22 protein-coding genes and 1 pseudogene are annotated in these 25,466 nt (G+C 63.0%); 11 read left to right on the forward strand and 12 right to left on the reverse strand.

What is annotated here, in order from left to right; translation table 11 throughout:
- Positions 1–46 precede the first annotated feature (46 nt).
- Complete coding sequence (locus QZZ60_RS04160; RefSeq protein WP_295638211.1) at positions 47–841, reverse strand: biotin--[acetyl-CoA-carboxylase] ligase; 795 nt, start codon at positions 839–841, stop codon at positions 47–49.
- Between the two features lie 113 nt (positions 842–954).
- Here QZZ60_RS04160 and bioB point away from each other — a divergent pair, with 113 nt between their 5' ends.
- From bioB to QZZ60_RS04175, 3 genes are read left to right on the forward strand one after another with little or no spacing between them, the layout of a single operon-like run.
- Complete coding sequence (gene bioB / locus QZZ60_RS04165; protein WP_295638214.1) at positions 955–1,932, forward strand: biotin synthase BioB; 978 nt, start codon at positions 955–957, stop codon at positions 1,930–1,932.
- Positions 1,929–4,016 carry an adenosylmethionine--8-amino-7-oxononanoate transaminase gene (gene bioA, locus QZZ60_RS04170; protein ID WP_295638217.1) on the forward strand — a complete coding sequence of 696 codons (2,088 nt, stop codon included), beginning with the start codon at positions 1,929–1,931 and terminating at the stop codon, positions 4,014–4,016. Before bioB ends, bioA begins: the two co-directional genes overlap by 4 nt.
- Positions 4,010–5,338, forward strand: a complete 1,329-nt coding sequence (locus tag QZZ60_RS04175) for a sodium:solute symporter (protein WP_295638219.1) — start codon at positions 4,010–4,012, stop codon at positions 5,336–5,338. Before bioA ends, QZZ60_RS04175 begins: the two co-directional genes overlap by 7 nt.
- Before the next feature lie 180 nt (positions 5,339–5,518).
- On the opposite strand, the gene QZZ60_RS04180 is transcribed toward QZZ60_RS04175, so the two are convergent.
- Positions 5,519–7,456: an NAD(P)/FAD-dependent oxidoreductase gene (locus QZZ60_RS04180; protein ID WP_295638222.1), complete on the reverse strand. Its 1,938-nt coding sequence runs from the start codon at positions 7,454–7,456 to the stop codon at positions 5,519–5,521.
- A gap of 698 nt (positions 7,457–8,154) precedes the next feature.
- On the opposite strand from QZZ60_RS04180, the gene QZZ60_RS04185 reads away from it, so the two are divergent.
- From QZZ60_RS04185 to QZZ60_RS04200, 4 genes are all read left to right on the forward strand, one after another.
- Positions 8,155–8,412 carry a DUF6110 family protein gene (locus QZZ60_RS04185; RefSeq protein ID WP_295638225.1) on the forward strand — a complete coding sequence of 86 codons (258 nt, stop codon included), beginning with the start codon at positions 8,155–8,157 and terminating at the stop codon, positions 8,410–8,412.
- A gap of 158 nt (positions 8,413–8,570) precedes the next feature.
- Positions 8,571–10,637 carry a heavy metal translocating P-type ATPase gene (locus tag QZZ60_RS04190; RefSeq protein ID WP_295638228.1) on the forward strand — a complete coding sequence of 689 codons (2,067 nt, stop codon included), beginning with the start codon at positions 8,571–8,573 and terminating at the stop codon, positions 10,635–10,637.
- A 1-nt stretch (position 10,638) separates the two neighbouring features.
- Complete coding sequence (locus QZZ60_RS04195; protein ID WP_295638231.1) at positions 10,639–11,106, forward strand: HMA2 domain-containing protein; 468 nt, start codon at positions 10,639–10,641, stop codon at positions 11,104–11,106.
- On the forward strand, positions 11,100–11,567 hold the full coding sequence (locus tag QZZ60_RS04200; RefSeq protein ID WP_295638234.1) for a hypothetical protein: 468 nt from the start codon (positions 11,100–11,102) through the stop codon (positions 11,565–11,567). The genes QZZ60_RS04195 and QZZ60_RS04200 overlap by 7 nt, the downstream gene beginning before the upstream one ends.
- Before the next feature lie 92 nt (positions 11,568–11,659).
- Here the strand turns inward: QZZ60_RS04200 and QZZ60_RS04205 are convergent, their stop codons facing one another.
- A complete protein-coding gene (locus tag QZZ60_RS04205; RefSeq protein ID WP_295638237.1) occupies positions 11,660–12,238 on the reverse strand; it encodes a peptidylprolyl isomerase in 579 nt (192 codons plus the stop codon).
- A gap of 155 nt (positions 12,239–12,393) precedes the next feature.
- On the opposite strand from QZZ60_RS04205, the gene QZZ60_RS04210 reads away from it, so the two are divergent.
- The 3 genes from QZZ60_RS04210 (at position 12,394) to nhaC (ending at position 15,721) form a co-directional block, all read left to right on the forward strand.
- Positions 12,394–13,074: a DUF554 domain-containing protein gene (locus QZZ60_RS04210; RefSeq protein ID WP_295638240.1), complete on the forward strand. Its 681-nt coding sequence runs from the start codon at positions 12,394–12,396 to the stop codon at positions 13,072–13,074.
- Between the two features lie 37 nt (positions 13,075–13,111).
- A complete protein-coding gene (locus QZZ60_RS04215) occupies positions 13,112–14,092 on the forward strand; it encodes a D-isomer specific 2-hydroxyacid dehydrogenase family protein (RefSeq protein ID WP_295638243.1) in 981 nt (326 codons plus the stop codon).
- A gap of 216 nt (positions 14,093–14,308) precedes the next feature.
- A complete protein-coding gene (gene nhaC, locus QZZ60_RS04220) occupies positions 14,309–15,721 on the forward strand; it encodes a Na+/H+ antiporter NhaC (RefSeq protein WP_295638246.1) in 1,413 nt (470 codons plus the stop codon).
- Positions 15,722–15,823: 102 nt separating this feature from the next.
- On the opposite strand, the gene QZZ60_RS04225 is transcribed toward nhaC, so the two are convergent.
- From QZZ60_RS04225 to QZZ60_RS04250, 6 genes are all read right to left on the reverse strand, one after another.
- A complete protein-coding gene (locus tag QZZ60_RS04225; RefSeq protein ID WP_295638248.1) occupies positions 15,824–17,203 on the reverse strand; it encodes an MATE family efflux transporter in 1,380 nt (459 codons plus the stop codon).
- A gap of 448 nt (positions 17,204–17,651) precedes the next feature.
- Positions 17,652–18,743, reverse strand: coding sequence for an ABC transporter ATP-binding protein (locus QZZ60_RS04230; protein WP_295638251.1), 1,092 nt, complete (start codon positions 18,741–18,743; stop codon positions 17,652–17,654).
- Positions 18,744–18,756: 13 nt separating this feature from the next.
- The gene (gene ugpE / locus QZZ60_RS04235) at positions 18,757–19,602 is read right to left on the reverse strand and encodes a sn-glycerol-3-phosphate ABC transporter permease UgpE (protein WP_295638253.1); all 846 of its coding nucleotides are present in this window, start codon (positions 19,600–19,602) and stop codon (positions 18,757–18,759) included.
- A 22-nt stretch (positions 19,603–19,624) separates the two neighbouring features.
- Positions 19,625–20,518, reverse strand: a complete 894-nt coding sequence (gene ugpA / locus QZZ60_RS04240) for a sn-glycerol-3-phosphate ABC transporter permease UgpA (RefSeq protein ID WP_295638255.1) — start codon at positions 20,516–20,518, stop codon at positions 19,625–19,627.
- A gap of 70 nt (positions 20,519–20,588) precedes the next feature.
- Positions 20,589–21,905: a sn-glycerol-3-phosphate ABC transporter substrate-binding protein UgpB gene (gene ugpB / locus QZZ60_RS04245; protein ID WP_295638258.1), complete on the reverse strand. Its 1,317-nt coding sequence runs from the start codon at positions 21,903–21,905 to the stop codon at positions 20,589–20,591.
- 134 nt (positions 21,906–22,039) lie between these two features.
- On the reverse strand, positions 22,040–22,888 hold the full coding sequence (locus tag QZZ60_RS04250) for a glycerophosphodiester phosphodiesterase family protein (protein WP_295638261.1): 849 nt from the start codon (positions 22,886–22,888) through the stop codon (positions 22,040–22,042).
- On the opposite strand from QZZ60_RS04250, the gene QZZ60_RS04255 reads away from it, so the two are divergent.
- Entirely contained in the window at positions 22,887–23,171 is a 285-nt protein-coding gene (locus QZZ60_RS04255) for a hypothetical protein (RefSeq protein ID WP_295638264.1), read from the forward strand. The genes QZZ60_RS04250 and QZZ60_RS04255 overlap by 2 nt on opposite strands.
- A 599-nt stretch (positions 23,172–23,770) precedes the next feature.
- On the opposite strand, the gene QZZ60_RS04260 is transcribed toward QZZ60_RS04255, so the two are convergent.
- The 3 genes and pseudogenes from QZZ60_RS04260 to QZZ60_RS04270 form a co-directional block, all read right to left on the reverse strand.
- Positions 23,771–24,475, reverse strand: a complete 705-nt coding sequence (locus QZZ60_RS04260) for an amino acid ABC transporter permease (RefSeq protein WP_295638267.1) — start codon at positions 24,473–24,475, stop codon at positions 23,771–23,773.
- Positions 24,472–25,194 (reverse strand): amino acid ABC transporter permease, encoded by a 723-nt coding sequence (locus QZZ60_RS04265; protein ID WP_294446079.1) that lies wholly within the window; start codon positions 25,192–25,194, stop codon positions 24,472–24,474. The genes QZZ60_RS04260 and QZZ60_RS04265 overlap by 4 nt, the downstream gene beginning before the upstream one ends.
- A gap of 54 nt (positions 25,195–25,248) precedes the next feature.
- Positions 25,249–25,466: pseudogene (locus QZZ60_RS04270) on the reverse strand (hypothetical protein); the annotation flags it as partial.

Raw genomic sequence — 25,466 nt, forward strand, 5'->3', positions numbered from 1 at the left:
TTTTTCATTGATCAATTTAAATATAAAGCTTGTCTAAGCTGCTACATTATTCCGTCAAATCCGCTTCCAGTTCCTCCAGAATGTGCCGGAGAAGACTGCTCACGCTGAAGGCCGTGCCCGTTTCCGCGTACAGGGAGGAGGCCACGCCTGCAAGCTCCTCGGGCAGCGCCTCGGAGGGGACGTTCACGTTGACGCCTATGCCCATGACGGCCCACTGCATGTCACTGTTGTGAAACATGCTTTCCACAAGTATGCCCGTCACCTTGCGGCCGTTGAGAAAAAGATCGTTGGGAAGGCGCTTTTCCAGCGTGAGGCCGCAGCTTTTTCGTACCCCTTCGGCCACGGCATCCATGGCAAGCTGCGGCAGCTCTCCCAGCCGCTCCGGCGGCAGCTTCGGCTTTGTGAGCACGGAAAAGCACAGGCTTCCCGGCAGGTTCAGCCAGCGGTGTCCGCGGCTGCCCCGTCCCTCGCTCTGGCGTCGCGCCACCACCACAAGTCCTTCCGGCGCGCCCTGCATGGCTTCCAGCGCCGCCACCTGATTGGTGGAGCCCGTTTCCTTGAGCCAGCGCCATTCCGTCTGACCGAGCACCTTCGTGCGCAGCTTTTCGCGCACGTCGTTTCCCGCCCAGGGATCGGCCCGGGATATGAGCCGGTATCCCTTCCTCGGTACGGATTCTATGATGTTTCCTTCCTCGCGCAGGCTCATGACGTGCTTGCTCACCGCCGCCCGGCTCACGCCGAAGGCCCGGGAAATGGCCTCCCCGGAAAGCCAGTCGTCCGGGCCGCTTTGCGCAAGCGCGTCCAGAATGCGGTCCCGCATGGGTATTTCATGTCTCGTCATGCCTGCCCCCTTTGCTGAAACGGTCAATTGTCAACCTTGTATTACATATTTTTAAGTTGACATTTATCCCCATGCGGATACAAGAAGGCATCCCATCCCAGGAGAGTCAGCCCATGGACACCCTTCTTTCCACCGTCCTTCATCGTCTTTCCGCGGCCGGAAACGGTCCGCTTCTTTCCCGCAGCGAGGCGGAGGAATTTCTCCGTCTGCCGGAGTCGAGCACGCTCGACATGCTGTCCGTGGCCGGAGTGGTGCGCGCCGCACGCGCTCCCGCCTTCTTCAATTGCGGCATACTCAATGCCAAGTCCGGCCGCTGCCCGGAGAACTGTGCGTTCTGCGCTCAGTCAGCACATCATGAAACCGGCGCTCCTGTCTATCCCTTTGTGAGCACGGACGTCATATTGCAGAAGGCCGCCGAGGCGGCGGGACACGGGGTCAGACGCTTCAGCCTCGTGGTGAGCGGCACCATGCTGGATGAGAAGGACGTGGAGCCCCTGTGCCGGGCGGTGGAGCGCATCATTGCGGAAACGGGCATGAGCGTGTGCGGCTCGCTCGGCATACTCACGCCGGAGCGTGCGCGCTCTTACAGGCAGGCGGGCATGACGCGCTACCATCACAATCTGGAAACGGCGGAAAGCTTTTTTCCGAACATCTGCACCACGCACGCCTACGGGCGCGACGTGGAGAGTCTGCGCGTGGCCCGGGAAGCGGGCATGGAAGTGTGTTCCGGCGGCATCATCGGGCTCGGCGAGAGCCGTGAGCAGAGGGCGGAACTGGCCTGGACGCTGGCCGAAATCGGCGTGGATTCCGTTCCCATCAATTTTCTGAACGCCATACCCGGCACGAGGCTCGAGCACATGCCCCGCCTTGCGCCGCAGGAGGCGCTTCGCACCATAGCGCTTTTCCGCATCATGCATCCTTGCAGGGACATACTCATTGCCGGCGGACGCGGTCACGTGCTCGGCGAGTGGCAGAGCTGGCTGTACGCGGCGGGCGCGAACGGCATGATGATCGGCGACTATCTGACCACCTCGGGCGCGGCCTTCGAGTCCGACCTTGCCATGATGCGCACGCTGGGAGCCGCGCGATGAACGCCTTTTTCGTGGCGGGCACGGATACCGACGCGGGCAAGACCACGGTGACCGCGGGGCTTCTGCGGGCCTTTCGGCGGGCGGGCGTTCCGGCCTTTGCCGTGAAGCCCGTGCAGACGGGCTGCGTTGCGGGAAAAGAGGGGCTTGAGGCTCCCGACGTGTCGTTGTGGAAGAAGGCCGGGGGCCGGGGCCTGGCGCTGTACGCCTTCCGCGTGCCGTGTTCTCCGCATCTTGCGGCGCGCATGGAAGGCGTGAATCTTCGCTCGGCCGAGGTGGCGCGGGCCTGCCGCGAGGCGGCAGCAAGAGAGGGCGTCACGCTCTTTGAGGGAGCGGGCGGTCTGTATGTGCCCCTGAACGAAGAGGAAACCATGCTCGACCTCATGCGGGCCCTTCGTCTGCCCGTGCTTCTGGTGGTGGCCAACCGCCTGGGCTGTCTCAACCATGCCGCGCTTTCGCTGGATGCGCTGGAAAACGCCGGGCTCACGGCGGCGGGCATGGTGCTGTGCCGTGCCGTGCCGCCTTCGCGCACGGATGCGGGCACAAGTGCGGAGGCCGAGGCGCTCATTCTTGAGGACAATGCCGAAAGCCTTGCCCGGGAAGGGGAGCGGCGCGGCGTGCCGCTTCTTGCCGACATTCCCTGGATGGAGAACTTTTCCGAGCCCGACGAAGAAGCGTGGGACCGTCTGGCCGCCGCGCTCGAGCCCGCGGCCCGGCATCTTGCCTCCTTCGGCCGTGGCGACGAGGACAACGAGGCGCTGCTTGCCTTCGACAGGGCGCACCTCTGGCATCCGTACACCTCGGCCATGCACCCCCTGCCCGTGCGGGAAGTGACGGGAGCCTCGGGCGCGCGGCTTTTTCTGCGGGGCGGCACGGAACTTGTGGACGGCATGTCCTCATGGTGGTGCCGGGTGCACGGCTACGGCAATGCGCGTCTTGTGCGCGCGGTGCAGAAGCAGGCCGCCGTGCTTTCGCACGTCATGTTCGGCGGGCTCACGCACGAGCCTGCCGTGGAGCTGTGCCGTCGCCTTCTTTGCCTTCTGCCGCAGGGCCTTGAACACGTCTTTCTGGCCGATTCCGGTTCCGTGGCCGTGGAGGCGGCCATGAAGATGGCCGTGCAGTTCCAGCAGAGTGCGGGGCGCGGGGAAAGGAGCCGCTTCGTGGCGCTTCGCGGCGCGTATCACGGCGACACGCTGGGCGCCATGTCCCTGTGCGATCCGGTCACGGGCATGCATTCGCTTTTTTCCGGCGTGCTGCCGAAGCAGATTTTTGTGGAGCGTCCTTCCTGCCGCTTCGACGAGCCTTTCGACGAAGCCTCCTTTGCGCCCATGGAACGCGTCCTGCGCGCCCATGCTGCGGAAACGGCGGCCGTGGTGGTCGAACCCGTGGTGCAGGGCGCGGGCGGCATGTGGTTCTATCATCCCGAATATCTGCGCCGTCTGCGCGCGCTCTGCGACGAGCTCGACGTCCTGCTTGTGGCCGACGAGATAGCCACGGGCTTCGGACGCACGGGCCGCATGTTCGCCTGCGACTTTGCGGGCGTGACGCCTGATGTCATGTGCGTGGGCAAGGCGCTCACCGGCGGCATGATGACGCTTTCCGCCGTGGCAGCCACAAGGCGCGTGGCGGAAACCATATCCGGCGCGGACGCGGCGCACGGGGGAGGCCTCTTCATGCACGGGCCTACCTTCATGGGCAATCCGCTGGCCTGCGCCGTGGCCTGCGCGAGTCTTGACGAGCTTGTGTCGTCGCCCTGGAGGGAGCGCGTGCAGCATATCGAAGAGACGCTGAAGCGCGGCCTTGCGCCCTGCCGCGGCATGAGCGGCGTGCGCGACGTGCGCGTGCTCGGAGCCATAGGCGTGGTGGAAATGGAAAGAGGCGTGGACGTGCAGGCGTGGCAGGACTACTTCGTGGCAAGAGGCGCGTGGATACGTCCTTTCGGCCGCACCGTCTACGTCATGCCGCCGTTCGTGATTTCCGATGAAGAGCTTGCCGTGCTCACGGGAGCCGTATGCGCGGCCGCGGCGTCCGCGGCAAGGCACGGCGGAAACCCCGCAGAGGAAGAGAGGGAAAGGAACAGATGCTGACGTTCTGCCTTTACGCGGCGCTCCTGCTTGCTCTCGGCGCGCTGGACGCCTTGCGTCGTCGCGGCGCGCAGGCCTTTTTCGTCAACGACCGTTCTTCCGGGGCGGTGCACACGGGCTTTTCCCTCGCGGCGTCCTGCATAGGCGGTTCCGCCACCATGGGCATGGCGGGCCTTGCATGGCAGGCGGGGTCCCCGGCCTTCTGGTGGCTCGGCTCCGGCGCGTGCGGCCTTGCGCTGCTCACGGTGTTTCTGGCCCGCAGGGTGAGGGAGTCCGGCGCGTACACCATGCCGGAAATGGTGGCCGCATGGCTCGGGCCGCGCGCCCGTACGCTGGTGTCGGTCATCATCATGCCCGCGTGGCTGGCCATACTCGCGGCGCAGTTCACGGCCATGGGCAAGCTTGTGGCGGCGCTTGCCGGAATGTCGCCGGAAGGGGCGCTTCTGGCGGGGGCGGCCGTCATCGTGGCCTATTCTTGCCTCGGCGGTCAGGCCTCCGTCATACGCAGCGATCTTCCCCAGTGCGTGCTTCTGCTTGCGGGAATCCTCATCGCCTTTTTCTGGCTTTTCGGGCACGACGCCGCACCGCTTGAAGCCATGCCGCTCGAGCTCTTCAACGAAGACTTCGGGCCGGACAAATTCACGTACTTCATGGTCATCATGGGCGGCAGCTATCTGGTCTGTCCCATGCTCTTCGGCCGCATACTGAGCGCAAGGAATGCGAAAAGCGCCTCGCGCGGCTGCTGGCTTGCCGTGTTCATGCTGCTTTCGTCCGCGGCGCTCATCGTGGCCACGGGCGTGCTCTGCCGAGGTTTCGTGCCTGCGGGCGTGCGTCCCGACGACGTGCTTGCCGCCGCCGTGGGGCTGCTGCCGCCTTCCGTGGGAATGTTTCTGCTCGTGGCGCTGCTCTCCGCCGTGCTGTCCTCGGCGGACTCCTGCCTCGTCACGGCATCCACGGTGTTCTGCAACGATCTTCTCGGACGCAGGGACGTGAGGCTCTGCCGGCTGGTCACGCTTGTCTTCGGCGCGGCGGGACTTATGCTTTCCACGCGCGGGCACGGCATTCTCGACCTTCTTCTCATGGCCAACGACATTTACGTGTGCGGCGTGGCCGTGCCCGTGTTTGCGGCCATGCTCATGAAAAAGGGCGGCGTGCGGCCCGACGCGGCGCTTCTTGCCATGGGGCTCGGCGGTGCGGGCGGCCTTGCCTCCGCCGCAAGCGGCATGGTCGGCTTCGGATACGCGGGCATGGCGCTGGCCGTGGCGTGCATGCTGCTCGGCAGATTTCTGCGGCCGGGACAGGAAGGAAACTGCCCCGCACGCTAGCGCGGAATGCGCAGGCGGCGCATCTTGCCGTGAAAAGGCGGAGCGCAAGGCTGCGGGGAGAAGAGTCTTCAGCCTGAACAACAAAAAGACCGGGCGCGTGCGCTGCCCGGTCCGGCTGAAAGCCGGAGGGGAGAGTCTCCGGCCGGGCGCGGGGAATCCCGCGCCCGTTCTTTTTTCACGCTACACGTCCAGTCCGGCGTGGTAGCCCTGATAGACCGCGGTGGTGATGGTGGAGGGACGCACGGCGTCGCCGATCACGCGCACGAAGGGCGCGGCGTCGATGAGCGAGTCGTATCTGCGGGATCTCTGGCCCACGGCGCAGATGATCGTGCCGCCCGGGAGCAGTTCTTCGCCGCCTTCGGCGTTGCGCACGAGAAGGCCGTTTTCCTTCACGGCCAGGCCGGTGCAGGAGGTGTGCACGTCCACAAGTTCCTTCAGCTTGCGCAGAAGGATGGGGCGGTGACGGATGTTGGCGTCGGGCGCGACTTCGGGACGCATTTCCACGAGCGTGACCTTCCTGCCTTCCTGCGCGAGGTGAATGGCGCATTCGCATCCGGCAAGGCCGCCGCCGAGCACCACCACGGTGTCCGCGCATTCGGCGCTTCTTTTATAGAAGTCGTTGACCACGATGACGTTTTTGCCGTCCATGCCGGGCAGCGGGGGCACGATGGGCTCGGAGCCGGTGGCGATGATGAGCGCGTCCGCGCCTTCCTTCTCCACGTAGTCGGCGGTGACGGTGGTGTTCAGGCGCACCTCGACGCCCTCGATTTCCATCTGACGGGCCAACGTGAGGCCGAGCTGATACATTTCATGCTTGAAGTCAATGGCCTGTTCGCTTCTGAGAATGCCGCCGAGTTCCGCCTCCTTTTCGCACAGGATGACGTGATGGCCGCGTTCGGCCGCGGTAATGGCGGCCTTCATGCCGCCGCAGCCGCCGCCGGCCACGATGACCTTTTTGGCGCGGCGGGCGGGCAGGGGCGGGAAGTCCTGTTCGCGGCCTATCTGCGGATTCACGGTGCAGCGGCGCGTGCCCGTGGTGGGACGCTCGGCCATGCACACGAAGCAGCGCAGGCAGTGCACGATTTCGTCGTCGCGGCCTTCCATCACCTTGGAGGGCAGGGCGGGGTCGGCGATGAGGGCGCGGGCCATTTCCACCACGTCGGCCTTGCCGGAGGCTATGATTTCCTCCATCTGGGCGGGATCGTTCAGCGCGCCGATGGTGGCCACGGGCGTGGACACGTGCTTTTTGATTTCCGCGGCGAGATACACGTTGCAGCCGTGCTCGGAGAACATGGGCGGATGCGTGTCGAAAAAGCCGAACTGGTAGGAACCGGCGGATACGTGGATGAGATCGGCCTTGCCGTCGATGAGCTTTGCGATTTGTACGCCGTCCTCAAGGGTGTAGCCGCCCTCGAAGAGCTCGGAGCCGCTCATGCGCACTTCGATGGGAAAGCCCGGGCCCACGGATGCGCGCACGCTCGCGAGAACCTCGAGAAGCAGACGGGCGCGACCTTCAAGACTGCCGCCGTACTCGTCGGTGCGCTTGTTGAAATAGGGAGAGAGAAACTGGTTGATGAGCCAGCCGTGACCGGCGTGAATCATGACCATTTCAAAGCCGGCACGTTTGGCAAGGGCGGCCTTTTCGCCGTAGGAAGCCACGATTTCGGCAATCTGTTCCTTCGTGAGCGCCTTCACCGGCCTGCCGTCGGGACGCACGCCGTCGCAGGGACCGTACTGGGAAAGGGCGGCCTTCTTTTCCTTGTCCACAAGATAGGTGCCCGCATACTGGCCGGAATGGGACAGTTCCACGCTGGGAATGGCTCCGTGACGGCGTATGGCGTCGGCCATCATGGTGAAGCTTGCAAGAGATCCCGGCGTCTGCAGTTCAAGATGCAGCATGTGGGAAGCGTCGGTGGCGGGATGGACGACAAGTTCGCTCACCGTGACGTTGGCGCTGCCGCCCTTCGCCCTGTTCTCGTAGAAGGCGCGGCTGCCCGGCCCGGCGCAGCAGTCCCAGGTGATGTCCGTGGCCCCGGTGGGCGCGGCGAACATGCGGTTGCGGAACGTGACTCTGCCAAGCGTGATGGGGGAACAAAGGTGCGGATACTTTCTCTTCATACGTGCTCCGGAAAAAGTTTTTCTATTATCCATCGCAGGAAAAGCATGTGCTGTAAAGTCGAAAACGTTGGGACGATTGTTTGACTGTGTCGCACATGTGGATTTTTTTCTCATGATATTGCCGAGATCCGCAATGCATGACGGCGGAGAGCCGCCCGGCCCGAAGTTTCCGCGCAGGGAGGGGCAGAATCCGGGCTTCCCTCAAAGGTGCTTTTCCAGAGCGTGAGGCAGCACAAAGCAGACCTGCGTCGTCCCGTGTCCCTGCCTTCTGCGTTCGGAGCGTCGGTGCTGAACGGGACGCTGCGCGGCGCTGAGGGACGCCGGTCAGGAAGGCCGCGGCGGGGGAGGGCGGTGCGGCGTCGGCAGAGGGATGCGCTGCGCCTTTCGAGCACAAATCGGCGGGTTTCTCTGTGGCTTCTTCTCCGAAAACGCGTTGCCCGCGCGCTTTTCCGAGGTCGCGGAACCGTTCTTTCCCCGAGTCCGCGGCAGGGCTTCGTGTTTGCCTGGCTCAGGATGGAAGATGGTTTTGCAGCGTATGATAATGAAATTCTTTTTCTATAATATTGACAGTGAAATTCTATTTCAATATAGTTCACTCCATGACGAAAGGCTGGCCCGGCTGAAACGGATGCGCGGGCTTCTCCGGAACGTGATGAAAACACGGGCAGGAACATGCTGCCCGAAGGAGAGATTGGGGTATGAACGAGAATTTCAAGTATGGTCTGTTCTTTCTGGGAGGCGTTGCGCTCGGCGCCATCGGAGCCGTGGCGGTGAGCCGCGGCAAGCTGGACCTGAAGCCCTTTGCCACCGAGCTCGTGAGCCGCGGTCTTGACGCGAAGGATGCGCTCATGGCGAAGGCCGAGACCATGCGCGAGAACATGGAGGATCTGGTGGCCGAGGCCGAGGCCGCTTCCGAAAAGCGCCGCGTCCGCAGAGAGGAAGCGGAAGAGGCCTAGGAGCGCCTTCCGCGCAGGCTGAGATCCGGCCGCCTTTCGTCGGCGGGCCGGGTCTTTTTTCAGGCGCGGATCGTCAGGTCCTACCGGGAGAGCGGCGCGCCCGCACGGATGCGCCGTCACCATCAGGACCGGAAACAGACTTCGTTCTGGAGAGAATCATGGAATTTGTTCTGGTTCACCGCATTCCCGGCCGTGCACGTCTTCGCATGAAGGGCGCGTTCGGCGTGCGCACGGCCACGGCTCTGGCCGACGCTCTGGATGCTCTTGACGACATGGAGGGCGTGCGCGTCAATCCGCGCACGGGAAGCGTGCTGCTTCTCTATGCCGAGGAGGGCGTTTTCGACCGTGCCCGGGAGATTCTCGGCCGAGCCCGGAAGCTCGGAGAAAGGACGGTGCCCGCGCAGGCTTGCCGCAACGCAGAGAAGCCCGGCCTTTTCCCTTTTTTCCGCTATCTTTTCATAAGGCCGCTGCTGCCCATGGCCGTGAACATGGTCACGGCGTCTGCCCGCGCGCTGCCCTTTCTTCGTCGCTGCTTCTCTTCCCTTGTCCACGGCAGGCTCGACGTGGACGCTCTGGACGGCGCGGCCATAGCCGTTTCCCTCGCGCGGCGCGACTTCGGCACCGTGGGCCTGCTCACGCTTCTGCTCGGATTCGGCGATGCGCTTGAGCGCTACACGCAGAAGAAGTCGCTGGAGAATCTGGCCTCGCATCTGGCGCTTCAGGTCGACAGAATCTGGGTGCGGCGCGACGGCGTCGAGACGCTCGTTCCCTTTGCCGGGCTTCGCGAAAGCGACCGCGTCATCGTGCGCGCCGGCAGCGCCGTGCCCGTGGACGGCGTGGTGGAGGAGGGAACGGCGCAGGTCAACGAGTCCTCCATGACCGGCGAGCCTTTGGGCGTCATGCGCGGCGTCGGTGCTTCGGTGTATGCCGGAACCGTGGTGGAAGCGGGCGAGATTGCGGTTCGGCCCACGAGCGTGGGCAGGGACACGAGAATGCAGCAGATCGTGCGCTTCATCGAAAACGCCGAGCAGATGAAGGCGGGCGTTCAGGGACGCTTTGAAACTCTGGCCGACCGCGCCGTGCCCGTCACCTTTGCCCTGGCGGGGCTGGTGTGGCTTTTCACGCGCAGCCTCACGCGCGCGGCGTCCGTGCTTCTGGTGGACTATTCCTGCGCCCTGCGTCTGGCCACGCCGCTGGCCATACTTTCCGCCATGAACGAGGGCGTGAAGCGCCGCGTCATGGTCAAGGGCGGACGTTTTCTCGAAGCGCTTTCCACGGTGGACACCGTCGTTTTCGACAAGACGGGCACGCTCACGCAGTCGCGGCCCGAGGTGGCCCGCGTGGTTGCCGCCGAAGGCTTCGACGAGGACTTCGTGCTGCGGCTTTCCGCCTGCCTTGAGGAGCACTTTCCGCATCCCGTGGCGCGTGCCGTGGTGCACGGCGCGGAGCGGCGGAACCTGCGTCACGAAGAGGAGCATACCGACGTGGAATACGTGGTGGCCCACGGCATCGCCTCGCAGTGGAGGGGCAGAAGGGTGCTGCTCGGCAGCCGTCACTACGTTGCGCAGGATGAGGGCGTGGATGTCGCCCCCCTGGACGGCGCGGCGGCGGCACTCTCCCGCGAGGGGTATTCACTGCTGTATCTTTCCGTGGACGGAAGGGTTGCGGGCATCATTGCCGTGGAGGATCCCGTGCGGCCCGAGAGTGCGGTTCTGGTGGAAAGGCTGCGCGCCATGGGCGTTTCGCGCGTCGTCATGCTCACGGGCGATGATGAGCGCACGGCCTCGGCCGTGGCCGCAAGGCTCGGCATCACGGAGTACTGCGCGCAGGTTCTGCCCGAGGACAAGGCCCGCGTGGTGCGCGCCCTCAGGGACGAGGGGCGTGTCGTGCTCATGATAGGCGACGGCATCAACGACTCTCCGGCGCTTTCCACGGCGGACGTGGGCGTGACGCTGCGCGACGGCTCGGACCTCGCCCGGGAAGTGGCCGACGTGGTGCTCATGGGCGGCTCCTTGAATCAGCTCGTCACTGCGCTGGAGCTCGGCCGCGGAGCCATGCGGCGCATCCATGTCAACTTCGCGGCCACCATGGCGCTCAATTCCGCGTTTCTGTTCGGAGGGCTGACCGGTCTGCTCAGGCCGGGCGCATCGGCCGTGCTCCATAACCTGACTACGATCGGCGTGTCGCTGAACGCCATGCGTCCGGTCCTTTCCCGGGAGGAATGACATGAGTTCCGTTTTCGATTATGTCGTGAGCTTCGTCGACGGCCGCGTGCGTCTGCGCCACGATGCGCTGAAGAATCCCGACGTTGCCGCCATGGCGGAAGCTGCCGCGGGCGGCATCGACGGCGTGACGGGCGCGGTGGTCAATCCCGTCACGGGTTCCTTGCTTGTTTTTTACGATCCTGAAAAGCTTTCCCGGGAGGAGCTTGCGGCTCTTGCCCGGGAGTGGGCCGTGCTTCTGCCGGAGGAGAAAGCCGCGAAGAAGAACGGCCGTTCGCCGGAATGCGGCTGCGTGTCGGCGCTTCTCGGCAAAAAGGCCGTGCGTCTTGTGGACCGTGCTCTTCTCATTTCCCTGCTTGTTTCTCTCGCGGGAGCGGCCGCGGGCATGGGAACTCTGCACCGCGCGGCGGGAGCGGCCTTTGCCCTTGCGAGCGTGCAGCACGTGGCCGCGCATCGAAGGGCCCTGTGGTGAGCGACGCGACGCGTGCGCTCAAGCGCCTTGTGCGTCGTGCAGGACGCGTGCTGGCGACGGGACTTTGCGCCGCCCTGGCCCTGGCCGTCGTCGCCATGGCGCTGGCCGTGCTCGCTCAGGCTCTTGCCGTTCTGGCCGTGGCGCTGCTTGCTCTTGCGCTGCTTCTTCCGCATCCGCTCTCGTGGTATGCCGCGCAGGGCGGCGCGGCCGCGGGCGCGTTTTTTCATGCGCTTCTCGATTCCTTCGGGGGCTTCGGGCCGCCTTCCTCCCGGCGTCGGGAGCGGCGAGAATCCGACCGGACGGGAGCCGCCGGGCAGGGGCGGGCGCACGGCGGCGGGCCGGAGTCTTCCGGCCCCGCCTTCCGGCAGGAGAAGACGCGTCGGGCAGGTAAGTCCCCTGCGCCGGACGACCATGAAGGCGGCGCCTCCGGGAGCGCGGAAGCTTCCGAAACGCGCGGCTGACGGATTCTCATCAGAAAAAGCCCTTCCGAACGATTCGGAAGGGCTTTTTCTTTCTTCATGGGCGTCCGTCTCCGGGACGGACTTGGAGGCGTCTAGTCGATGACGGCCTTCTTGATGATGACCGGTTCAACCGGCACGTCCCTGTGGGGATAGTGCGAGGTGGTGGGCACGCCGGCGATGGCGTCCACCACGTCCTGCCCCTTCACCACCTTGCCGAACACGGCATAGCCCCAGCCCTGCATGGTGGGAGCGGTGAAGTTGAGGAAGCCGTTGTCGGCCACGTTGATGAAGAACTGGGCCGTGGCGGAGTGAGGAGCCTGCGTGCGCGCCATGGCGATGGTGTAGGTGTCGTTCTTCAGGCCGTTGTTGGCCTCGTTTTCAATGGGTTCGCGGGTGGGCTTCTGCACCATGTCCTTGTCGAAGCCGCCGCCCTGGATCATGAATCCCGGGATGACGCGGTGGAAGATGGTGCCGTCGTAGAAGCCGGACTTCACGTATTCAAGAAAGTTCGCGGTGGTCTTGGGAGCCTTTTCGGCGTCGAGTTCAAGGACGATGTCGCCTTTGCTGGTCTGAAGCGTGACCATGGTCTTTCCTCCGGCCTGAGCCTGACACGCCGGGCCGAACACGAGTGCGGCCGCGAGCAGCAGGCAGGACAATAGAATGTTGCGCATGTGGTTTCTCCATGATGCATAGAAAATATGCGTCGCCTGTTCTTGTATAGGAAGTGGCGCAAGTTGGCAACGCCGGAGCGCGGAGAAGGCCCGGCGACGGGGGTTACCTGCCGACATGATTTATGGTATGAAAGGCGCACCGAGCTGGAGGACATATGATAGGTACCATCGTCAACACTGCGGCCATACTCTGCGGGAGCGTGCTGGGAAGCGTGCTGCGCAGAGGAATCAAGGAAAAGTATCAGCACGCCCTCTTTGACGCCATGGGCTTTTCCGCCGTGGCCATAGGCGTGAACGCCGTGGTGTCCAACATGCCGAACAGCCGCTATCCGGTGCTGTTCATCCTGAGCATGGCCATCGGCAGCTTTCTCGGCGCGGTGTGGGACTGGGACGGCAAGTTTCAGAACTTTGCCCGCCGCATGGGCAGTTCCGACCTCGGCCGGGGCCTGGCCACGGCCATACTGCTGTTCTGCATAGGCACGCTTTCCATACTCGGCCCCATAGAGAGCGCCGTGCATGGGAACCACACCTTCCTCTTCACCAACGCCACGCTCGATTTCGTCACCTCCATGGTGCTCGCCTCCACCTACGGTCTCGGCATAGCCTTTGCCGCGCCCGTGCTGTTCTGCTGGCAGGGCGGACTGTACCTTCTCGGACTGTGGCTCGGCTCCTTCGTGCCGCGCGACCTTCTTACCGAAGTGTCCATAGTGGGCGGCATACTCATTCTGGTGTCCGGCGTCTCCATGCTCCGCATCAAGGACTGCAAGACGCTGAACATGCTGCCGTCGCTGTTTGTCAGCATCATTCTCTACGGTCTGGCGGTCGCGTTGCTGTAGGCCGTCTCCTTCCCATGATTTTCTTTCGGAGATCCCCATGAACATTACCGTTTTTGAAGTCAGCCCCGACGAGAGGCAGGAACTTGAACTTCTCTCCCGCACGCTGCCCGTCACCCTGCGCCTTGTGGAAGGGAATCTTTCCATGGAAACGCTCTCCCTTGCCGAAGGCGCGGAAGGCGTGTCCACGCTCGGCCGCAGCCGTCTCGACCGTCCCATGCTCGAGGCTCTCGGAAAGCTCGGCGTGCGCTATCTTTCCACGCGTACCATAGGCGTGGATCACATCGACGTCGCCGCCGCCCGCGAGCTCGGCATACGGGTGAGCCATGCCGCCTATCCGCCCGCGGCCGTGGCGGACTTCACCGTCATGCTCATGCTTCTCGTGCTGCGTCATTACAAGCCCGCCATGTGGCGTCAGAACGTGAACGACTACTCGCTGAAAGGCCTCATGGGCCGCAGCCTGCACAGCCTCACCGTGGGCGTCGTGGGCACGGGCAGCATAGGTGCCGCCGTCATCCGCAACCTTTCCGGCTTCGGCTGCCGCATCCTGGCCTACAACCTTGCGGACTGCGAGGAGCTTCATCCCTACGCCGACTTCGTGGATCTCGACACACTCTACCGGGAAAGCGACGTCATCACCTTCCACGTGCCCGCCACGCCCGAAACCCGCCGCATGGTCAACAGGGAGAGCCTTGCCCGCATGAAGGACGGCGTGGTGCTCATCAACACGGCGCGGGGCGAGCTCATGGACATCGACGCCATTACCGAGGGCATAGAGACGGAGAAGATAGGCTCCCTGGCCATGGACGTGTTCGAGCACGAGCAGGGCATTTATCATGCCGACCGCAAGACCGACATCCTCAAGAACAAGGACATGGTCTATCTGCGTCAGTTCCCCAACGTGGTGCTGACCCAGCACATGGCCTTCTATACCGAAGAGTCCATCGTGAGCATGGTGGACTGCGGCATTCACAGCCTTCTCGACATGAAGGAAGGACGAAAGACCCGTCTGGAACTGTAGCGTTTCGTGCGAATGCGCGCACGAAGGCGTTCTTCTCCGAAAAAAACGGCGCAGGACTGTCCTCTGCGGAGGATGCGGAACGTTCTTTTCCCTGCCTGCGCATGAAGACTCCGAGCGGAACCGCAATCCGGCAGCGGGAAGGCGGTTTTGTCGAAGATATTGGGAAAGGCCCGTCGCAAGGACGGGCAGGGAAGACTTTTTACCAAAGGATTCATTATGGAAACGCAGGAAAAGAAGCCGACGCTCCTCTGGGCGACGCTGTCGCTCGTGCTGCCCGTGGCCATGATTCTGTACGGCACGCTGGTCGTCGGAGTGAGACCTCCCGTGCTGCCCCTTCTCGGCGCCATCGCGCTTGCGGCAGTCATGGCGCTCAAGACCGGCTACAGCTGGGAAGAGCTGCAGGACGGCATGTTCGAGGCGCTCGGCCGCATTCAGATAGCCATCGCCATTCTGGCCATGGTGGGCATGATCATTGCCGCGTGGCTGGCTTCCGGCACCATTCCCGCCATCATCTACTGGGGCCTCAAGCTCATCGCGCCCGAGCACTTCCTGCTCTCCGCCATGGTGCTCTGCTCCGTGGCTTCCGTGGCCACGGGCACGTCCTTCGGCACCATGGGCACCATCGGCGTGGCTCTCCTCGGCGTGGGGCAGGCCCTCGGATACCCCGCCTACATGACCGTGGGCGCCATCGTTTCCGGTGCGTATCTCGGCGACAAGATGTCCCCCGTGTCCGACTCCACCAACATCACCGCCTCGGTGTGCGAAGTGCCGCTCTTCTCGCACGTCATGTCCATGCTCTGGACCACGGTTCCCGCATTCATCGTGGCGGGCATAGCCTACACCTTCCTCGGAAGCTCCGTGGCCGCCCAGCAGAGCGTGTCCCTCGAAAGCCTGAATGCCATTCTTTCCGGACTTGAGGCCAACTTCAGCCTCGGCCCCGTGGCCTTCCTGCCGCCCGTGCTCATGATCGTGCTGGCCTATCGCCGTTATCCCGTGCTGCCCGTCATGCTCGTCTGCCTGCTCGTGGCCATGGTCATCGCCGTGTATGAAGGCGTGCCCTTCAACAAGCTGGCCACCATGCTCACTTCCGGCTACGTCTCCAAGACCGGCATCGCCGAGCTCGATCCGCTGCTTTCCCGCGGCGGCCTCATGAGCATCATGCCCACCGTGCTGCTGCTCTGCTCCGGCATGGCCTTCGGCGGCATTCTGGAACGCTCCCGCGTGCTCGAAGTGCTGCTTGAAGCCATACTCAAGGGTGCCAGGTCCGCCGTGCGCCTTGTGGCTTCCGCTCTTGCCGCGGCCTACCTCATCAACTTCGGCACCGGCAGCCAGATGCTCGCCGTCATCGTGCCCGGCCGCGCCTTCCTCGATTCGTTCAAGAAGGCCGACATCAGCCCGCTCGTGCTCTCCCGTACCTGCGAGGACGCCGGCACCATCGGCTGCCCGCTGGTGCCGTGGAGCGTGCACGCCTTCTACATCGCCGGCGTGCTCGGCGTGAGCGCCTACGAGTTCGTGCCCTATGCCTTCCTCAACTGGTTCGTGCCCGTCTTCTCCATTCTGTGCGCGCTGACCGGCTTCGGCATCTGGAAGCAGGACGGCACCCCCGTGCGCAGGCTGTTCGGCAAATAAGTCATCGCTGAATCATGGTTCCGGGCCCTGCGGCCCGGAAGAAAAAAACGCGTCGGAGTGTTCCGGCGCGTTTTTTTGCGTGAAGTTGAGAGCCTTTCCGGTTCAGAATTCCAGAGGCTTGCAGCAGCCGCCGCGGTCGCGTTCGCAGAACAGCCTTCTGCGGATGACGAAGTAGGCGACGAGCATGATGACGCCCGTGATGATCCACGACACGGGATAGACGGTAAGCAGCATTTCGTAGGTGGGCACCATGCGGAACACGGTATACACCCACACGATGCGCAGCAGACAGGAGCCGACCAGCGTGACCATGGCCGGCAGCATGGAAATGCCCATGCCGCGCAGGGCCGCGCCGCTGATTTCGTAGGTGGCGGAAAGCCACTGCATGCTTTCGACGATGTGCACGCGGGTCACGGCATGCCCTATCACTTCGGGATCGCTGGTATACATTCCCGAGAAGAGCGCGGCGCCCACGGTGAACACGACGCAGGTCGCGCCGGCGAGCAGAATGCCGCAGGCCATGCTTTCCCGAAAGATCTTCTTGCAGCGGTCAAGCTGGCACATGGCGTAGTTCTGACTGGTGAAGGTGACGGTGGCCTGACAGAAGGCGTTGATGAAGAAGTAGGAAATGAATTCGAAGTTGATCGCTGCGGCGGAGCCTGCCGCGGTGGCGGAGCCGAAGCCGTTGATGCCGGAGAGAATGCACACGTTGGAGAACGAGAAGATCATGCCCTGAAGCCCTGCCGGAGCGCCTATCTTGATGACGCGCATGAGATGGACGCGGGCGATGGAGAGCTTGCGCAGGGAGAGGCGGATCATGTCGTCTTCGGTGAGCAGGAACCAGGTGACCAGGGCGGCGCTCACGAGATTGCCGATGAGCGTTGCCAGGCCCACGCCCGCGACGCCCATGCCGAGGCCGAGCACGAAGACGAGGCTGAGCGAGACGTTGACCACGCCAGCGGCGATGAGGCTGTACATGGGACGCTTGGTGTCGCCCACGCTGCGCAGCACGGCCGCGCCGAAGTTGTATACCATGATGAACGGCATGCCGGCGAAGTAGATGCGCAGATAAAGGACGGCAAGATCCATGACGTCTTCGGGCACGTCCACGATGCGCAGGAGCATGGGGGCGAGGAACTGTCCGGCCGCGAGGAGAAAGAGACCGCTCAGCACGGAAACGGCCATGACGGTGTGCACGGCGGACTGACAGGCGACCTTGTCCTCCCTGCCCACGTAGCGGGCGATGACCACGTTGGCGCCCACGGAAAGGCCGAGGAAGAGATTGATGATGAGGTTGACTATGGGGCCGTTGCCGCCCACGGCTGCCACGGCACGGGATCCCACGAAGTGCCCGACGACCGCGACGTTGGCGGAAATGAACAGCTGCTGCAGTATGCTGCTCAGGGCTATGGGCAGAGCGAACAGAATGAGCTTGCCCATGAGGGGGCCGTGCAGCATGTCGACGTGCTGGGAATGTCCCATCGTTTTCTCCTTCGGCACATAGATACATTACGGATGGTTGTTCGCCTGAAAGTCAGCGAGGAACTATGTTGGAAGCTATCACTTTTTGTATCTATGTCCAGAGCGGGGGAAAAAGGCCGCTCTTGGGCGCAGCGCGTGCAAAGGGCTTCCGCATGGGGCGGAAGTCCTTGTGCGGAGAGAAAAGGCGGAGGCGCATTTTTTCATGAGCCGCAGGGAAGGAAGGCAGGGAAGGGGGGGCGCTTTTCCTGCGTGGATCTTCGGGCGGACGACGGAAATTTTTTCCGGGCGGGGGAGCCCTGAAATCGAGACCTTGCCGTGAAAGGCAGTCGACGTTGGTGGGGCATGATTCTTCTCCGGCGGAGGGCGGTGGGGGCGGCACGAAGAGACGAAAAGAGGCGGGCGTCCCTGTTTCGGACGTCCGCCTCTTTAAGGGAATTGAGGAAGTTTTTTACAGACAGCGCAGCTGCGTTTCCGTGTCGAAGACGTGGCCGTGGCCCTTGCGCGCCGTGAGGCGGATGACGTCGCCGGAGGCGGGGCGCTGCGAGCCCTGCAGACGCACGATGACCGAGGAGCTTTCCTGCTTTTCGGGATTCGCGCTCAGGGGACGGCAGTAGGCGAGCGTGTCGGAGCCGAGGGCCTCCACGATGTCCACGGTGACGCGGATGTCGCCTTCAGGATCGAAGATGAGGTCTTCGCTGCGCAGGCCGAGCAGAATGTCGCCGCTGCGGCCGGCAATGTCGATGTCGGCGGCCTGAACGCCGGAGAGCTTCGTGCCGTCGGGCAGAATGATGTCCCCGCCCTCGGCCTTCGCGCGCACGATGTTCATGGACGGGGAGCCCATGAACTGCGCAACGAACACGGAGGCCGGACGCAGATACACGTCGTCCGGCGTGCCGTACTGCTCGATGTGGCCCGCGCGCAGAACAAGGATCTTTTCGGCGAGGGTCATGGCTTCCACCTGGTCGTGGGTCACGTAGATGCTGGTGGTGGCGAGGCGCTGATGCAGGCGGCGCAGCTCGATGCGCATCTGATTGCGCAGGTTGGCGTCGAGGTTGGAGAGCGGTTCGTCGAAGAGGAACACGCTGGGTTCGCGCACGATGGCGCGGCCGATGGCCACGCGCTGACGCTGTCCGCCGGAGAGCTGGCGGGGCATGCGTTCGAGCAGACCGTCGAGGCCGAGAAGCTTGGCGGCTTCCAGAGCGCGACGCTTGCGTTCCTCGGTGGGAATGCCGCGCACCTTCAGGCCGTAGGTGATGTTGTCGTACACGTTCATGTGCGGGTAGAGCGCGTAGTTCTGGAACACCATGGCGATGTTGCGGTCCTTGGGTTCCATGTGCGTCACGTCCTTGTCGCCGATCATGATGGTGCCTGAGGTCACTTCCTCAAGGCCGGCGATGCAGCGCAGGGCCGTGGACTTGCCGCAGCCCGAGGGCCCCACCATGACCATGAACGAGCCGTCCGGCACTTCGAGATTGAGTCCGGAGAGCACTTTGTTCTTGTTGAAAGTCTTGTCTATGTTGATGAGACGAACGTTTGCCATTGTGTCTTCCTTGTTACTTCTCGGTTTCCACAAGTCCGCGTACAAAGAGCTTCTGCATTCCGAGCACCACCAGAAGCGGGGGCAGCATGCCGAGAAGCGCCACGGCCATGATGAGGTTCCATTCCGGCACGGCGTCGGGAATGTTCACCATGCGCTGTATGCCCATGACCACGGTATACATGCTTTCCTGGTTGGTCACGAGCAGGGGCCAGAGATACTGGTTCCAGCCGTAGATGAACAGCACCACGAAGAGGGCGGCGGTGTTCGTGCGGGAGAGCGGAAGCACCACGTCCACAAAGAAGCGCCAGGGACCGGCGCCGTCGATGCGCGCGGCCTCAAGCAGTTCCTGCGGGATGGTCATGAACATCTGCCGGTACAGGAAGGTGGCCGTGGCCGAGGCGATGAGCGGCAGTATGAGACCGGCGTAGCTGTCGATGAAGTTCAGGTTTGCGGCCACCTGGAAGGTGGGCACGATGCGCACTTCCACGGGCATCATGAGCGTGATGAAGATGAGCACGAAGCACAGTTCACGTCCGCGGAAGCGGAAGAACACGATGGCGTAGGCCGCAGTGATGGAAATGGCGATCTTGCCGAGGGCGATGCCGAGCGCCATGATGAGGCTGTTGCCCATCATGACCCACACGGGAATGCCGCCTGCGGCCTTGAGGCCCTGGGTGAGCACGGTGGTGAAGTTCTTGATGAGCTCCTGGCCGAACCACAAAGGCGTGGTGCCGATGAGCACGTCGTAGCTGTGGGAGGTGGCCACGAGCGCCACGTACAGGGGAAAGAGAACGATGGCCGCGCCGAACAGGAGAACGGCGTGGCTGAGCGCTCTTCCGAGTCCTTTCTTTTCTACCATGACGAGTCTTCTCCTGTGGCGGCTAGTAGTTGACCTTGCGTTCGACGTAGCGGAACTGCAGGAAGGTCAGGATCATGACGATGAACATGAGCACCACGGACTGGGCGGAGGAGCCGCCGAAGTCAAGCCCGATGAAGCCGTCGTTGAAGACCTTGTAGATGAGCGTTTCCGTGGCCCGGGAGGGGCCGCCCTGCGTGACGGCGTGCACGATGCCGAAGGTTTCGAACAGCGTGTAGATGGTGTTGACCACGAGCAGGAAGAAGGTCGTGGGCGAAAGCAGGGGGAAGATGATGTTGCGGAAGCGCTGCCAGGGGCTCGCGCCGTCGATGGCGGCGGCTTCTATGAGCGAGCGCGGAATGGCCTGCAGTCCGGCGAGGAAGAAGAGGAAGTTATAGGAAATCTGCTTCCAGGAGGCAGATATGATGAGCAGCAGCAGGGCCTGATTGCCGTTGAGCTTGTGGTTCCAGGTGTAGCCCAGGCTGTCGAGCAGCGAGGAGAGCACACCGACGGAGGGATTGAACAGAAAGAGCCAGAGCACGCCGGCAAGGGGCGGCGCGACGGCGTAGGGAATGATGAGCATCGACTTGTAGAGCGTGCCGCCGACGTGTACCTGGTCGGCGACCACGGCCATGAGCAGGGAAACCGTCATGGTGAGCGTGATGGTGGCGATGCTGAAGATGAAGGTGAGATACAGCGTTTCAAGATAGCTGGGATCGGAGAAAAGGACGGCGAAGTTGTCCAGTCCGACGAACTCTCTGGAAAGGCCGAAAGAGTCTTCCATGTAGACCGACCCGAGCAGGGCTTCACCGGCGGGGTAGAAGAAGAACACCACCGTGATCACGAGCTGGGGCAGCAGGAAGAGGATGGGCAGCAGCAGATGCCTTTTGCCCCGGAACGCGTAGCGCTCATCCTGCATGAGAACTCCTTTGTCGGCTGTGGTTGAAAAAAGGGGAGAGGGAAGCCCTCTCCCCTTTCATGTGAGCGGATCAGCTGTTGGCCCTTTCAAAGCGGCGCAGTTCCACGTTGCCGCGCTTGACGGCGGAGTCGAGGGCTTCCTTGGCGGTCTTCTTGCCCGCCCAGACGGCTTCGAGTTCTTCGTCGATGATGTTGCGGATCTGGACGAAGTTGCCGAGGCGCAGGCCGAGGGTGTTGATGGTGGGCTTCTTGTCGGAGAGAGCCTTCACGGCCACGTCGGTGCCGGGATTCTTTTCATAGAAGCCCTGCTGCTTGGTGAGCTCGTAGCCGGCGAGGGTGACGGGCACGTAGCCGGTGGCCTGATGGAAGGCAGCCTGCACTTCGGGCTGGAGCACGTAGTTCAGGAAGGCGGCCACGCCGTTTTCGGAATCCTTGGAATGACCGGCCATGGCCCACACGGCGGCGCCGCCGATCACGGTGTTCTGGGGAGCGCCCTTCACGTCGGGCCAGTAGGGCAGAACCATGACGCCCCAGTTGAACTTGGCGCCGGCCTTCACGGCGGCGTAGGAGCCGGAAGAGTTCATGAGAATGCCGGCTTCACCGGCGGTGAAGGTGTTGATGGCTTCGGACTTGCGGCCCACGTAGACGGAAACGCCTTCCTTGTTGAGCTGGGAGAGGAAGTCGATGTGTCTGACCTGCAGGGGTCCGTTGAACAGCAGTTCGGTGTCGAGGCCGTCGAAGCCGTTGTTGTTGGAGGCGAAGGGAACGTTGTGCCAGGCGGAGAAGCTTTCAAGCTGCACCCAGGACTGCCAGCCGCTCGTCATGCCGTACTTGCACGCGCCGGATTCCTTGATCTTGCGGGCGAGGTCCGCCACTTCGGGCCAGGTGCGGGGGAAGTTCTCGGGATCGCCGCCGGCCTTCTTCACGGCATCCTTGTTGTAGTAGAGAACCGTGGTGGAGGCGTTGAAGGGCATGGCGATGAGCTTGCCGTCGCTCGTGGAATAGTAGCTCGTCACGGAAGGCAGGAACTTGGACATGTCGAGGGGCGTGCCCGCGGCTTCCATGATTTCCCAGATGGGACGGATGGCGCCCTTGGCGGCCATCATGCTGGCGGTGCCCACTTCGAAGATCTGAATGATGTTCGGATGCTGCTTGGCGCGGAAGGCGGCAATGGCGGCGGTCATGGCCTCGTCGTAGTTGCCCTTGTACACGCCCTTGACTTCGTACTTGTCCTGGGAGGCGTTGAAGTCCTTGATGATGTTGTCGGTGATCTCACCGAGCTCACCGCCCATGCCGTGCCAGAAGGTAATGGTGGTCTTGGCCTGCACGGGAGCAGCAAGAAGCATCAGAGAGACGGCCAGAAGGGCCACGGATCGGAGTGAACGCATAAGTTCTCCTGCCTTTGCGGACTTTCGTCCGGTTGGAGTCTCCGGGAAAATCCCGGATGGAACTATGTTTCACGCGCCGCCCTTGAGGAGAGGGGAAGGGAGCTTCCCCCCTCCGGGAGCGCGTTTGTGACGGTTCAGTCTCTGCCCAGAGCGACCCGGCACGCGGCCGGGAAGTCGGTGATGATGCCGCTCGCCCCGTCTTCCACCAGCTTTTTCGCCTCATCCATGTCGTTGACGGTCCACACGTTGACGGCAAAGCCGGCGTCGCGGAGCGCGGCAAGATCGCCGGGCGCGAGAATCAGCCTGTCGGGGTGATAGGCGTTCACGCCGAGGCTGCGGCACAGCTCGACAGGATCTTCGGGACGGGTGTTCTCCACGAGGGCGCCCGTGGCGATTTCGGGGCAGAGGTCGTGACACTCCAGCAGATAGCGGTGCTGGAACGAGGAAATGATGACCTGCTCAACCATGTCGAAGCGGCGGATCATCTCTAACACATCTTTTGTTACAGTATCATGACCGATGAGGTGAGCGTGGTTTTTTATTTCCACATTCACGGCCCAGTCGAAGCGCTTCGTGAGTTCGAGCGCCTGTTCCAGCGTGGGAATGCGCAGCCCCTTGAAGGAGGCGAGGGTTTCGGTGCTCAGCTCTCCGGCGGCCACGCGTCCGAACTGGTCGCGGCCTTCATACCAGGAACCGGCGTCCAGCCTGCCGAGCTCCTCCAGCGTGAAGTCGCACACGCGGTAGGAGGGGCGCCCGGGATAGACCTCTTCCACGTTCGTGGTGCGCACGAGAGTGTCGTCGTGCACGACCACGAGCTTGTAGTCCTTGGTATAGTTGACGTCCAGCTCCCAGAGATCGGCCTTCACCTCATGGCCGAGCTCGGCTGAGGTCAGCGTGTTTTCCGGAGCGTGCCCTCTTGCGCCGCGATGGGCGATGACGAGGGGCATGGGAGCGCGGGAATGCAGTTCAACGTTGTTTTTCATGGCTATGTCCTGTCCATGTATGGTTTTTCCGCGGCGGAAAGTCGCGGGTTCAGGCGCAACGAACGTCGTTTTTTTTGAAAAATGCTTGCGGCACATCGCCGGAGTCGTGCCGCACGGCGGCATTCCGGAAGGTGCCCCATCAGTAAAAATCCTTCCTGATGCGACATTTATAGTTCTTCTGCGTACCGTAAATCAGGTACTTTATCAAGCCTGTTCTTTTATTCTCATTGCTTCTTTCCAGAATGATGCCCGTTTTTGCGGCATCGTGAAAAAAGATACATGAAGAGGGGCGGGACGTTCACGGAAAAAGCGGAGAAGCAAGGGGGCGTTCCGGCTTTGCCGGGCCGTCGTTGCGTAGGATGGAAGGAAACTTGCGGGAAGGTCCTTTTCATGCGGCGGACTTTGCGGGACGGGGCTTTTCGGCACGACGGAGGCGTCGCGTTCAGAAAAAGGGCAAGCGTCCGTTCTGCGGCGGTCGGCTTCGGCCGCGCAAGCGGGGAGGGGGAAGAGGGCGCGTTCGGCACCGGTGCGGGACGGAAAAAGAACGCGCGCTCGAAGCGCAGGGGCAGGGGGAAGGTTCCGGCTGAACGGAACACGCCTTCCGCGGCAGCGGGGCGGAAAGGTCAAGGAGATCTGCAGCCGTTCCGAAAGGGCGTAGGAGATGCCGGGCTGAAGGGTTGCCCGGTCGTTCGGGGTCATCTCCGTTCGTGGGCCCGGGCGTCGGCTTTCTCCGTTTTCCCGTGAAGCGCGGAAGGCGTTCCTCCTTTTCGGGGAGCGGACGTTCCAGAGAGCGGCGTCGCGTCTGCGCAAAAGGAAAAGGCCCGCCGGCAAAAGCCGGTCGGGCCCTTCCAAGGAGGGAATGTCGTTTCGGCACGGACCTGATCAGGCCGCGTCGCCGATGTTGCGCGCGGCCCGGGAGCGGCGGCGCTTCTGGATGTGTCTGACCACGCATGAGAGCGTGAAGTTGATGGCGAAGTAGATGAGCGCGGCAAAGCCGAAAATGACGGCCACCTGGGCAATGCCCACGGTCTGGCCGGTGTAGCGCGGCAGCAGGGCGAGAGCGTTGCGGGAACGGAACATGAGTTCGGCCACGGCCACCATGGAAAGGAACGAGGTGTCCTTGACCACGGTGATCACCTGACTGAGCAGCGTGGGAACGATGTTCTGGAAGCACTGCGGCAGAATGATGTAGACGAGGGTCTGCACGAAGTTGAAGCCCTGGGAGGCTGCGGCCTCGAACTGTCCTCGGGGAATGGAGTTCAGGCCGCCGCGGATGATTTCCGCAATGGTGGCCGAGGTGAACAGCACGAACGCGAAGGAGCAGCGCAGAAAGGCCGTGGGCATGGGCGCGTACACGTAGCAGATGAGCACCCACATGAGGTTGGGGGTGTTGCGGAAAATTTCGATGTAGATGCCTGCGAGTCTGCCGAGGATGAACTTGTCGTAGCTGCGCAGGAGCGCCAGAATGAGCCCGAAGAAGATGCTGCATATCACGATGACGACGGAAAGCTCGATGACGAGCCAGGCGCCGCCCAGAAGGTAGGTGAGTATCTCGGGCGTGAAGGTGCGGGTGATGACCTCTATCACGACAGTTCTTCCTCTATTTTTTTCAGTTCCTGTCCGGCGCGGCTGTCCTTTCTCTTCAGGCGTTCTTCATAGCGGCGTCCCCAGGTGGAAAGGGGGAAGCACAGCAGAAAGTACAGAACGCCGCACACGAGGAAGGGCGGGCCGTAGATGCTGGCTCCGCTGGTGGCCCAGTCGTTGGTCCGGTTCATGAGATCCGTGCCGCCTATGAGGGCGATGACGGAGGTGTTCTTGATGAGGTTCACCATCTGGTTGACCAGCGGGGGCAGGATGATCTTCACCGTCTGGGGCAGGATGACCCAGCGCATGGTCTGCACATAGGTGAAGCCCTGAGAAGCCGCCGCTTCCGCCTGGCCGCGCGGAATGGACTGTATGCCTGCGCGCACCACTTCGGCGATGTAGGCGCCGTGATAGATGCCCACGGCGAAGATGCCCACGGAAATCTGGCCCATCATGACCCCGATGTAGGGAAGGGCGAGATAGAACACGTAGGCCTGAAGGACCAGCGGCGTATTCTGTATGGCTTCCACATAGGCGCGGGCGATGCTTCTGGGCACGGCGAAATGCGAGGTGGACATGACGCCGAACACCACGCCGAGCGCAAGAGCGAGAGCCAGCGCGGCGATGGAGACCATGACGGTCACGCCGAAGGCCTGAAGAAACAGGGTCCAGTCGGCCAGAAACACCATCCAGCATGCGGGTGACAGTATTTGTTCAATCACGTTTCAAACCTGTTGTCCGCGGCGCGGCCGAAGCCGCGCCGCCCTGGAAGTGAGTTATTTCTTGAAGGAGGGCGTGACGCCGTTCTTGGCGATGATCTTGTCTATGGTGCCGTCCTTGAGCCAGGTGGAAATGTTTTCTTCCACGAACCCGGCAAGACCCTTGTTGGAAAGCTTGGTGGCCACGCCGTAGTCCTGCGGGGCGAAGCGCACGGTGGGCAGGATTTCGGTGCTCGGGTCAAGATAGCCGGAAAGAATGGAGCCGTCCACGCAGA

This window comes from uncultured Mailhella sp., assembly GCF_905187505.1.
Classification (GTDB): domain Bacteria; phylum Desulfobacterota; class Desulfovibrionia; order Desulfovibrionales; family Desulfovibrionaceae; genus Mailhella.